The 12,543-nt window shown below is 36.8% G+C and carries 11 protein-coding genes and 1 riboswitch; all 11 genes read right to left on the bottom strand.

What is annotated here, in order from left to right:
• Window positions 1-22 precede the first annotated feature (22 nt).
• A complete protein-coding gene (locus tag M3610_RS26230) occupies window positions 23-1,399 on the bottom strand; it encodes an amino acid permease (protein WP_251463435.1) in 1,377 nt (458 codons plus the stop codon).
• Window positions 1,400-1,554: 155 nt separating this feature from the next.
• A riboswitch (glycine riboswitch) is annotated at window positions 1,555-1,634 on the bottom strand.
• A 242-nt stretch (window positions 1,635-1,876) separates the two neighbouring features.
• Window positions 1,877-2,137 (bottom strand): hypothetical protein, encoded by a 261-nt coding sequence (locus tag M3610_RS26225; RefSeq protein ID WP_251463434.1) that lies wholly within the window; start codon window positions 2,135-2,137, stop codon window positions 1,877-1,879.
• Window positions 2,138-2,204: 67 nt separating this feature from the next.
• Entirely contained in the window at window positions 2,205-2,693 is a 489-nt protein-coding gene (locus tag M3610_RS26220; protein ID WP_251463433.1) for a hypothetical protein, read from the bottom strand.
• Between the two features lie 38 nt (window positions 2,694-2,731).
• The gene (locus M3610_RS26215) at window positions 2,732-3,493 is read right to left on the bottom strand and encodes a VCBS repeat-containing protein (protein ID WP_251463432.1); all 762 of its coding nucleotides are present in this window, start codon (window positions 3,491-3,493) and stop codon (window positions 2,732-2,734) included.
• Window positions 3,494-3,744: 251 nt separating this feature from the next.
• Entirely contained in the window at window positions 3,745-4,542 is a 798-nt protein-coding gene (locus M3610_RS26210) for a DUF2935 domain-containing protein (RefSeq protein WP_251463431.1), read from the bottom strand.
• A gap of 214 nt (window positions 4,543-4,756) precedes the next feature.
• Window positions 4,757-6,196, bottom strand: a complete 1,440-nt coding sequence (glgA, locus tag M3610_RS26205; protein WP_251463430.1) for a glycogen synthase GlgA — start codon at window positions 6,194-6,196, stop codon at window positions 4,757-4,759.
• 6 nt (window positions 6,197-6,202) lie between these two features.
• Window positions 6,203-7,219, bottom strand: a complete 1,017-nt coding sequence (locus tag M3610_RS26200) for a GlgC family sugar phosphate nucleotidyltransferase (RefSeq protein ID WP_098575198.1) — start codon at window positions 7,217-7,219, stop codon at window positions 6,203-6,205.
• 30 nt (window positions 7,220-7,249) lie between these two features.
• Window positions 7,250-8,380: a glucose-1-phosphate adenylyltransferase gene (locus M3610_RS26195; RefSeq protein WP_251463429.1), complete on the bottom strand. Its 1,131-nt coding sequence runs from the start codon at window positions 8,378-8,380 to the stop codon at window positions 7,250-7,252.
• Window positions 8,328-10,262 carry a 1,4-alpha-glucan branching enzyme gene (gene glgB, locus M3610_RS26190; RefSeq protein ID WP_251463428.1) on the bottom strand — a complete coding sequence of 645 codons (1,935 nt, stop codon included), beginning with the start codon at window positions 10,260-10,262 and terminating at the stop codon, window positions 8,328-8,330. Before glgB ends, M3610_RS26195 begins: the two co-directional genes overlap by 53 nt.
• A 125-nt stretch (window positions 10,263-10,387) precedes the next feature.
• A complete protein-coding gene (locus M3610_RS26185) occupies window positions 10,388-10,654 on the bottom strand; it encodes a hypothetical protein (protein ID WP_098575195.1) in 267 nt (88 codons plus the stop codon).
• A gap of 329 nt (window positions 10,655-10,983) precedes the next feature.
• Complete coding sequence (gene ftsZ / locus M3610_RS26180; protein ID WP_251463427.1) at window positions 10,984-12,132, bottom strand: cell division protein FtsZ; 1,149 nt, start codon at window positions 12,130-12,132, stop codon at window positions 10,984-10,986.
• Window positions 12,133-12,543: the final 411 nt, after the last annotated feature.

Here is a 12,543-nt window from a genome sequence, read left to right as displayed (position 1 = left end):
CCTCACTATCGAAAAAACATTATTATGAAGAGTGTATGTTTTGAGACATCAGTCTGACACCCTTTTTCTTTTTTAATGAATATAAAATGAATAAAAGAATGAACCAAACAGGTGTTAATAATAAAGCGGTACGAGTTGCTTCGGCAAATAGCATAATAATAAGAATGAGTGCAAATAACGTTAGGACGACATAATTGATAAACGGTGTGAACGGTGCTTTAAAAATCGACTTTTCATGTAAATCAGGACGTGATTTCCGGTAGCGCAAATGACAAATTAATATGATGCTCCAAACCCAAATAAAACAAATCGCACTGATCGTTGTCACGATACCAAAGGCTTGTTCTGGAATCAGTTTACTTAAAAGAGCACCGGCTGATAGAACAAGAGTGGAAATAAATAATGCGTTACTTGGTACATGGTTTTTATTTAATTTAGCAAATTTAGCAGGTCCCTGTTTATGACCACTTAAATTAAACAATATTCGGCTGGTTGAAAATAATCCGCTGTTACACGCTGAAGCAGCTGATGTCAAGACAACAAAATTAATAATTCCTGCTGCAATTGGAATACCTACTAAGCTAAACGTCTTAACAAATGGACTATTAGCTGCATTCAGTTCTGTCCAAGGATTGATACATAAAAGAATGAAAAGGGCTCCCACATAGAAAAATAGAATTCGCAACGGGATTTTATTAATGGCAGATGGAATATTTTTTCGAGGATTAGATGTTTCCGCTGCGGAGACACCCACTAATTCAACACCTACAAATGCAAAAACAACCATTTGAAAAGACAAAAAGAAACCTGATATCCCATTTGGAAAAAGACCACCGTGTCCCCAGAGATTCTTGATTGAAACTGTTCCCGAATCGGTTTGAAATCCAATAACCAATAAAATGATTCCTATTACGATTAAAGCTAGAATGGTAATTACTTTGATGATTGCAAACCAAAACTCTAACTCTCCAAATAGCTTTACGGTTAGTAAATTTAATCCCAATAATACAATTAAGCAGATTAAAGCAGGTATCCATTGCGGAATATCGAACCAATATTGCACATATACCCCCACAGCAATAATATCAGCCATGGCGGTCATGATCCAACAAAACCAATACGTCCATCCTGTCACATAACCAGCCCACGGTCCAATGTACTCTTCCGCAAAATCCGTGAATGATTGATAGCCCGCATTCGATAATAGCAGTTCCCCAAGTGCCCTCATCACAAAAAAACAAGCAATACCAACGATTAAATAAGCAAATATGATAGATGGACCTGCTAACTGGATCGCTCTTCCTGAACCAAGAAATAAACCTGTACCAATCGTACCGCCAATCGCAATGAGTTGTACATGACGATCTTTTAAATCTCGTTTTAATTCTTGCTGTGCCATTTTCATTTCCTCCTTATTTTTGTAAAGTTCATGTTGTGAATTGATGAGCAAAAGGTTAAAAACCATAAAAAAAGAGACTGGATCAGCTCCAATCTCATGGTCATAAGAATAACAAATAATATTTATCACTCTTTTATCAGAATAACAAATAAAATACGTACTCTTCTGTCCTTTTGCCTGAGATTGTGAACCCTTCGGCGCCGCAGATTTCTGCGGTCTCTCCAGAAGCTGCTCCTGCTATAGTTTGACCCATAGCAATCATAGCTTGCTTATTATTTAATTTTGAATAGAAGAACCAAAGGTTCAAAATCCCCACTAAAAATTATTCAACCATCATCAAGTCTTAAGATTTACATTATTGTTAAATAATTTTTAATTTTAGTAGTATTCAATCACTTTGTCAATACATATTTTCGGGGCCCAGATTGGAGAACAAAAAATAAACCCACCTCATTCGTGAAGGGGTTCATTTTTTTCTTAATCTCCTAGGACCAAAAAATATTGAATATGATTGGCTGAGATGGGAGTGACCGCCATAATGCGATAACCGATACTTAGTAATTGTGACAAAGTTTCTGCACAATTTTGCCGTGGCGGCTCAATTGGAGCATGGTAACTTTTATAAAGATTTAAGAATTGATTATGGTTTGTACAATGGAGCAAGATCACATGTCTACCAGTCCATGCTTGACCAATCATTGTTTGTGGTTGACCTTGAATTTCCCTTTTATTTCTCATAATGTACACCCTCGTGGATTGATACTATAGATTTTGGAAAAAACCTTGTACAATGTTCTTACCATTCCTAACACAAAACGATAATTCTATAAGGTGTGATTTGGGCGGGGATACTTTTGGTGGCTGGTCCATAAATGACAATAAGATTCCTGTTCGCGGGGTTTCTTGTAAAGGGTTGCCCATTTGTTAAAAGTATTTGGGTATATGGAGATATATTTAATCGTAACCGTCCATCACTACTCTCTAATTCACTATTAAAGTAATCAACTTTTACATTCTGATATGGGCTATCTTTAACCATGACAAGCGCTGGATATTGTGGAGGGTAAATAAGAATAGCAGGTGCATTTCCGTCATAATAACCAGTCACGCGATCTCCTATAGCCACAATTGCATGGTCAACAAAATAAGTCGTTGATGACACCACGAAATTCACAATTGCTCCCGTGCCGTTTTCTACAGATATTAATTTATTACAGCCTTCTCCTGTACCATTTTGACCTACAAGGTCAGTAATCATGGTGACAGTTCCATGAAACGAAAAAAATTTAGTCATCCATTTACCTCCTAGCTGATAAAAAATGCAGCTCGACACTAGTACGTACTGCTTAACTTTGTTCCAAAAATCTCTGTTGCCAATGATGTGGATATAAATTGAGTTCCATTCCATGTTAAAAGGTTTTCGACATAACCTAATGTATCCGCATTAGATGTACCAATAATCCGTTGAAGAACGAGTAAATCATAATTTATTCCTTTTCCATTTGTAACAATGGGATATAACGCAGTTGCTGCAAGAACCTCGCCCTGAACTGGCTGTTTTAATTTTCCATTTTCATCATAGAGCTCAGATAGATAATCATAACCTTTGTAACTAATGTCTAGGGTGAAAAGCAAATCTAACGAAGGGCTTCCTACAGTCACTTTATAAAAATCCTCATAATTGACTTTGAATCTATAACTTTTATTATATTTTTCAACATCAAACAATAGCATAGGGATATTATTTCTATAGGAGTAAATATAGAAAATACCGTATCCTCCGCTTCCCCCCGTTTCAATACTTACCAAAATATCCAATATATTATCATTAGAAAAATCCCCGAGAAAAAGCTGAGCATTATATCCAGTATTATTTTGAAGATTAATAGATGAAATCCGTTTCGAACGCCCGTCTTGAATGACGAGTGTAATTTGATCAGCAAAGACTTCAGTTTCACCGTTTTTTCTTCCATATAAATAGACGTAATCTGCTATACCGTCACCTGTAACATCACCTTTCCTCATGTCAAGCAACATAAAGTTTCCAGGATAAGTATCATTAACAAAGGTTTGTTCTTGAAATTGCCTGTACAAATAGATCCCCCCTTCAAACATTTGTATGACTTGATTTACCATATGCAGGTAAATGCCTAGATGACACCGTTTTTAGGTCCGGAAGGAGTTTTACTGAAAAATAAATACACTTATACGAAAGTACAAGTTGATAGGTAAATAACTATTGAATAACTTACGACAAATCCAATCGTTTACTTGCTTTTAATAAGGCAACAGAAACTCAAAAGAGAGCGGATACTTTCCCCCTCTCTATTATTGATGCTTAGTTTTCATTCTTTTAGTCTAGGTTTAGCAGGATCACAGTTGGGTGGATCAAGTTTTGTCGATTCTGCTAACTTCATTAGATAATAACATTCTTCACGATACATATGATCCGCCATTAAGGGGGCAAAGGTACCTAATGCTTGCTTACTTAGTCTAAGTTCTTCTATTTCCTGTAGAAAGTTTTGAAATAACTTAATTTCTAATTGACTGTCTAAGTTCATTTTATCCAAAGCAGGAAAAGACGCTAAATTGGTTCTTAAATACCCTGCAAGCTCCACGGATTTTAAGTAGAAATTCTCAAAGTTCTTCAAATATGAATTACTTTTTTCTCTAAGTTTTTTTTCAACACCATCTAAATTGGTGGATATTGCTTCTGCATGCCCCGCCGCATCCAATAACCATAATAGGTGATGGTGGAGCTCGTGATACACAGGCGGGACTTCCCCAGCCTTTAAGTGCTCTAAAATTCTTAAATACTCCTCTAATTCATTTACCATATGATTTATAAAGGTAGGTGAAAGGTGAATTTTTATTTTTCCAATCAGATGTTTTCTTAATAATTCCAATTTAAATTCTCTTAATTTTATAACTTCGGATTCAGCTTCCCTGGATAATGTCCATAAATTTGCGGATTCCGTACGCTCAAGTAATGTGTCAAATTCTCTTATAAATGTTAAAGTCGTTTCAATTTCCTCTGTTTGAACGGGGGCTAACGATTCGTATATAAACCTTGAATGATCACCTAATATTTGGAGCCAGAAACGGTGTTCGAATCTAGCTGTTTTCTCAAAAACATCATTCATGTTTATTCCTCCCAAATAGTAATCCACACACTATATTAATATTATTCTTCTAACTTGCTTCTTATGAACAAAGTTAGGAAAAAGAATCAAGCATAACCTTGCCGCGAAAAGGTATAAACATCTTCTTGAAGGACTAGCATATGATTAGTAAGTAAAAAGGAGACCTATGTTTATTGACATTGGTCTCCCTTAAGTTTCATAATTTATTTGTATATTATTTTATGTCCTTCAGTAAATCCTCATAAATTTCGTTATATTCCTTAGCAGATTGCAACCAACTGTAATCTTGACCCATTGCCTTTTTTACTAAGTTAGTCCAGTATTCTTTTTGATGATAAAAATAAATGGCTCTTTTAATGGTATGGAGCATATCATGGGCGTTGAAATTCTTAAAAGTGAAGCCGTTACCATTACCAGTAAATTCATTAAAAGAATGGACGGTATCATTTAAGCCACCGGTTTCTCTGACAATGGGGATTGTTCCGTACTGTAAGGCAATAAGCTGTCCTAATCCACAGGGTTCAAACTGTGAAGGCATTAAAAATAAATCAGCCCCCGCATAAATTTGATGTGCCAGCGTTTCATTAAAGCCCAAGTATACTCGTACTTTATCCGGATACTTATGTGCCATTTGCTTTAAGAAGTTTTCATATGTAGGGTCTCCTGAACCAAGCACTATGAATTGGATATCTTCCTGAATCATATTTTGAAATACATGGAGTACTAAATCCAAGCCTTTTTGACTTGTTAAGCGTGTGACCATGGCAATGATTGGCGTACTTTCTTTTTCTGGCAGCCCAAAATATTGCTGTAATTCTTGTTTATTTTCCACTTTGCCTTCTAGGGATTCGAGGTCATAAGGTAGAGCAATATCACGATCTATTTTAGGATTATACACTGTATCATCAATTCCATTTACAATTCCAATTAGCTTATGACTATATTTTCGTAATAACCCGTCAAGTCTTTCCCCAAAATATGGATTTTGAATTTCCTCTTTATATGTGGGGCTGACAGTGGTTACAATATCAGATGCAATAATACCACCTTTCATAAAGCTAATATTCCCATAAAATTCAAGTTGTTCACTATTAAAATATTGATGGCCTAATCCTAGCTGCTCACTCATCACCTCATATGGAAAAATCCCTTGAAATTGTAAATTGTGAATCGTAAAGACTGTTTTAATATCCTTATACATTGGTATATGACGATAATTAGCATCTAGTACAAAATTTACCATTCCTGTATGCCAATCATGGCAATGGATCACATCTGGAATGAAATCGAGATGCGGAATACACTCTAGAACGGCCTTAGAGAAAAATGAGAATCGTTCACCATCATCATAATGACCATATAAGGAATCTCGAAAAAAATAATATTCGTTATCAATCAGATGATAGGTTATTCCATCATGCTCAGCAGTTAGGATACCGCAGTATTGACTGCGAAATCCTAACTGTACATTTATCGCTTGTTGAAAATGAAATAAATTTTTAAGTTTCTCAGGAATTAAACTGTAATTTGGTAAAATAACACGTACTTCAGTCCCTAATTTTTTTAACGCCTTAGGAAGTGCACCCGCTACATCCGCAAGGCCCCCTGTTTTGACAAACGGAACACACTCTGATACTGCAAATAAAACTTTCACGTATTCTCAACGCCCCTTTTGGACTTTCCCTTTTTCTACTAGGTAGGGTTTCTCTCTCGTACCTACCAATTGTACACCATTATCAATCTTGACATCCTTATCCAAAATTACACTATCTAGAATACAATTCTCTCCTATTTGACACTTCTGCATAATAATAGAATTACGAATCACAGCTCCTTTTCCAACTTTAACCGAACGGAAAAGAATACTATTATCTATTTCTCCTTGAATAATACAACCATTTGCAATCATCGAGTTCGTAACCTTTGCAGCATTTTTATATTGTGTTGGCGGCTCATCCTTTACCTTCGTAAAGATTGGCTCATTCTTAGTAAAAACCTGCTTCCATACGGTTGGCTGCAGCAAATCTAAACTATTTTGATAGTAGCTTTGGAGAGAGTCAATTGTGGTAATATAGCCAGCCCATTCATACATATTAATTTTAAATTTATGACGTTTATCATGTATAACATCAAAAATCGTGTAATATCCTTGATTTTTGTATTGTTCAAACAGAGAGAGTAATAAATTCTTGTCCAAAATGTAAGTTTGCAGCGATTGTCCATTATGAAAAACTTCAGTAATATCTGCTTCATTTTCGATATGGTGATCTAATATTTTACAAAAATCAATGGATCCGATTGTATTGCAATTCGTAATTACTACGTATTTTTGTTTACTTCGTAAAAAATAAGTAATATTTTTCGCAAAATGGGCAAAGGAACCAAATCGCTCGATTCTAGAAGTGCCCTCAGGAGAAAAGACAAACAGACCATCACGCTTTCTGTCCAAGTCCCATTGTTTACCGGATCCTAAATGATCTATCAGTGAACGGACTTCTTTTCCCGTAAAAATAGCTACATTCGTAATGCCTGAGTTCACCATATTTGATAACATAAAATCGACTAATCGATATCGGCCGGCAAAGGGAAGTGATGCGAGAGACCGATGAGCAGTTAGGTTTTTAAACGTGTCAAATTCATTAGTTGCATTAATAATTCCAAGCATTGAGCACGGCATAGAATCGCCCTTCCTTTTCTGAATTTTTAACTAATCTTCCTCCGCATACAATATGACGGCATCACTGTTCTTTGAAGGGCGAATTACGGCATTGTCCTCCACTTTCATTCCTGGAGCGATAATAGCGCGCTCAATCACCGCATTTTTCCCGACTCGGGCATCTGGCATGATCACAGAGTCATGGATTACACTTCCTTCTTCCACTGTAACTCCTTGGAACAAAACGGAATGCTTAATTGTCCCTTCTACAATACAGCCTTCATTTATTAATGATTCTTCGATGTGAGCAGTCGGTGCGATATATTGTGGCGGATGGTTTGGATTAACCGAGTAGACTCTCCAATTCCGGTCATAAAGATCCAAGTTCGTTTCCTCTTTTAATAAGTCCATATTCGCCTCCCACAGGCTGCCTACAGTCCCAACATCCTTCCAGTAACCTTTGAATGGATAAGCCACAACCTTTTTCTTTTCTTCGAGTAGTAGTGGAATTATATCCTTGCCAAAATCATTGGATGATTCAGGGTTTTTATCATCCATTTCTAAAAAGGTTTTTAAAACCGGCCATTTAAAAATGTATATTCCCATCGATGCTAAGTTACTTTTTGGATCTTTCGGTTTTTCCTCAAACTCAATAATGTCTAAATCCACATTTGTATTCATAATCCCAAAACGGCTTGCTTCCTCCCAAGGCACCTCAATGACAGAGATGGAAACATCTGCCTCCTTATCAATATGATAATCGAGCATTTTAGAATAATCCATTTTATAAATATGGTCTCCAGACAGAATGAGGACGTATTCTGGATTGTATTGTTTTAAATAATTTATATTCTGATAAATCGCGTTCGCCGTACCTTTATACCACCTAAGACCTGCCGTCTCCGAATAGGGAGGCAAAACGGTAACGCCGCCACTAATTCTATCTAAATCCCAGGCGTTTCCAATTCCAATATAAGTATGCAATACAAGGGGCAGATACTGAGTCAATACTCCAACCGTATCAATTCCTGAGTTTGTGCAGTTACTTAATGGAAAGTCAATAATTCGATATTTCCCTCCAAATGAAACCGCCGGCTTTGCTTTATCTCTTGTTAGTGCACTCAATCGGCTACCTTGACCGCCTGCTAGCAGCATGGCTACGCACTGTTTTTTCTTTCCCATATCTTTTACTCCCCTTTCTTGTTTTCACTGGTCGTAAGATGGATATACCGAAAGGCGGGATCGTCATTTCTAGATGACTTGTCTGGTTATGAAACGCTTTATCAACGGATTTGATCTTCTTTTTATTTATTTGCCCAGAGCCACCAAAGGAAACCGCATCACTATTAAAAATTTCATGGTAATAGGTGTAGGATGGAACCCCAACTTTAAAATTTTCATATACGATTTCGGTAAAATTACAAACGATAATAAGAAGATTACTTTCTTTTTTTCCTTTTCTTATAAAAGAGAAAATACTTTGATCTTTGTTATTAGCATCAATCCACTCAAATCCTTCATTTGAATGATCTAGCTCCCACAATGCTTTCGTACGTTTGTAGAACTGCATCAATTCTTTAAAGTAATGATGTAAAACGCGGTGCATCTCAAATTCGTCTAATTCCCAATCTAAATCCTCTAAATCCTTCCATTCATCAAACTGACCAAATTCTCCACCCATAAATAGGAGCTTTTTACCGGGGTGCGCCATTAGAAACCCATATAATAAGCGTAGCTGGGCAAATTTCCGCCAATAATCGCCCGGCATTTTATTTAAAAGTGATTTTTTACCGTGTACAACTTCATCATGTGAGAATGGTAGGACAAAGTTTTCAGAGTAAGCATACATAATAGAGAAAGTTACTTTATCATGCAAATACTTTCTATCCCGAGGTTCCGCCTCCATATATTTCAAAATATCATTCATCCAACCCATATTCCATTTATAGTTAAAGCCTAAACCACCTTCATAAGTAGGTCCTGTGACAAGCGGCCAATCTGTCGAATCTTCTGCAATCATTAAGACTGTAGGATCTGTCTCAAAAACTACTTCATTCAGACTTTGTAAAAAGGAAACAGCGTATTCATTTTTTTGAAATATACCCCCAGCATTCCAGTACAACATATTGGCAACCGCATCCACACGAAATCCATCAACGTGGTAGTATTTCATCCAAAATAAGGCGTTAGAAATTAAAAAGCTTTTGACTTCACCTTTCCCCAAATCAAAATTTGCTGTTCCCCACACCTCATTCTCTCGGACAAATACATCTTTATATTCATAGGCAGGCCGGCCATCAAACATATATAAACCATGGGCATCCTTACAGAAATGTCCAGGAACCCAATCAAGAATAACACCGATACCATTTTGATGGCAATGGTCGATAAAATACATTAAATCGTGTGGATTGCCATATCGACTTGTCGAAGAAAAGTATCCTGTTCCTTGATATCCCCATGAACGATCATACGGATGTTCAACGAGCGGCATCATTTCAATATGTGTAAAATGATGCTCAAGCACGTATGGAATCAGTTCATCAGCTAACTCTCTATATGTATAAAATGTTTCCTTATCCTTTTTTCTCCATGAACCTAAATGAACCTCGTAAATGGCAAGTGGTTCTTCATAAACCCTTTTCTTTCTTTTATTTTCGAACCACTTTTGATCTTTCCAATTATATCCTTCAATATTATAAATAACAGAAGCAGTATGAGGCCTGAGCTCTGAATAAAATGCATAGGGATCTGCTTTTAAGAACGTATTTCCGGCGGCTGTCTCAATTTGATACTTATAGATTTCATCTTCTAGGAGGCCTGGTATAAATATGGACCATATTCCTTCGTTATTGAGCTTAGACATTCCATGATTGCTGCCATCCCATTTATTGAAGTTTCCGACCACTTTAACTTCAATAGCATGAGGAGCCCAAACAGAGAAGCGAGTACCCTTTACCCCTTTTTGCGTTTCAAGATGAGCACCAAATACTTTGTAGCTTTCATACAAACTTCCTTCATGAAAAAGGTGTACTTCATAATCTGTAGGATTTGTTACATTCACATTTTCACCTCTTTCTTTCAATGTTTTGGCTCTCTTGTAGTTTTTCATAAATGAAGTGATTAATGCATAACAAATAGAGTTTGCAAGAAGATGAAAACGACTCCGAAAAATCAGAGTCGCCTATATTAATTATCAGTATTTTTCAAGAAATAATTTATTACTTTTCTATACCGCCAAATATCTTTAGTATCAACTGGGAATTCCTTTATATCCCAATACGTTTGGTATTTCCTATGTGCAGTCAGTGTACCATCAGGATATTGCATAAACGTAAGTACTCCATTATTTTCTTCATCTTCTATGGCGATGTAGTGTTTAGAACCATCCCAGCTCGCCAAATCACCAAATCTCTCACAAAACTGCTCCACATTCGCTTTGCTTCGAATAATCATAACATTCCCTCCCGCCTCATTTTAATTTGATAGTATTATAACATACTAGAATGGTATTGCATTATTACAAGAGTTATAAAAGTCATAAAAATTCGCAATATTCATTAGATTTAATCATAGAAATAGTACAGAAGTATTAATTCGTTCCGTTCAAGCTCCTGGAGGGGAAATGAGCATGGTATTGGCAAGTAAACAGACATAATCAATTCGAACGATTGATTAATGAGGTAATTGAAATGATGAAAACCCTGCCATATTAATACTAACAATAAAAAAATCCCAAGCTAGATAGAATTTGTATATCTACCGCTTAGGGATTTTCTATTATATCAAAATCTTCTTCTTCGATTACGCAAGAACGCTGGAATATCTAGAGATTCTTCAGACTGTTCTGGGTGTCTGTCATAATCTTGCATTGGTTCACTTCGGTGGATTGGATTACGTTGTACTCGTTGCTCCCTTTGATATGGATTGGGTATTTCTTCAATTGACGGCTGGGTAGCTGTTGGAATTATTATATCCTCTTTCTCAGTGAAACCAGTGGCAATAACCGTCACAATAATTTCTTCTACTAAGTTCTCGTTTATAACTGAACCAAAAATCATATTTAATTCTTCATGAGAAGCAGAAGCAACGATATCTGCTGCCTCCTGTACTTCAAACAGACTTAAATTATTCCCCCCAGTTATGTTCATGATTACACCATGAGCACCATTAATCGAAGTTTCAAGTAATGGACTATTTAAAGCTTTCTGTGCAGCCTCAACAGCACGATCTTTACCTTTGGCAATCCCAATTCCCATTAACGCAGTTCCCTTATGGGACATAACCGTCTTCACGTCAGCAAAATCTAGATTGATTAAACCTGGTACAGCAATTAAATCGGAAATTCCTTGAACACCTTGTCGTAGTACATTATCCGCTTCACGGAAAGCTTCAATCATCGGTGTCTTTTTATCTACTATCTCTAATAAGCGATCGTTAGGAATAATAATCAAGGTGTCTACCGCTTCCCTCATACCGCTAATTCCATTTTCTGCGTTCGTTGCACGCTTTTTGCCTTCAAATTTAAACGGACGTGTTACAACCCCAATTGTCAGCGCACCAAGATTTCGGGCAATTTCAGCAATGGCAGGCGCTGCGCCTGTTCCTGTTCCACCGCCCATTCCTGCTGTAACAAAAACCATATCTGCGCCTTCCAACACTTCCTTGATTTGCTGTTTACTTTCTTCCACAGCTCTTCTGCCTATTTCCGGATTTGCTCCTGCTCCCAAACCCCTTGTCAATGCTGTACCGATTTGCATTGTGACGGCTGCCTTAGATTGATGAAGAGCTTGTGCATCGGTATTAACGGCAATAAATTCTACACCCTCAACGCCTTCTTCAATCATACGATTCACGGCGTTATTTCCCCCGCCGCCTACACCGATGACTTTAATCGTGGCGAGTTGGTCCATAGATGTATCAAATTCTAACATGTTCATTTCTCCTCTATAGTAATTTAGGTGGCAGGATTTTTCCTGATGCTTTCCAATAATCGCAGACCAAAAATTTTTTTCCAGATCGAAAAAAAGGCGGCATTTTTGATTTAGTTGTAGTCTACTTAACTATAAATATATTGTCCAGTTAAGATACACCTATTTATCTGATAAAAAAATAGTAAAAAAAACTCACCTTCAATTACTGAAACTGTCTTCTCTTTTTTATTATTTGGCTGTGTTAAACAAGTCTGTTGATTTCCGTTCCAGGCACAAGCGGTTCGCGGGCGTGCCGGGGAGCCTCCTGATATGAACGAAACTGTCAAGGCTCCCTACTTAAACTCGGTTTTGGTTTATTTTTGACCAACTCTAAGAAGAGAAGCTATTTTCGCTTCTTCGCTTACTTGGTTA

The sequence above is a fragment of the Neobacillus sp. MER 74 genome (genome assembly GCF_023714155.1).
The sequence above is the reverse complement of the archived record's forward strand: the minus strand, read 5'-3'. Positions and strand labels throughout refer to the sequence as shown.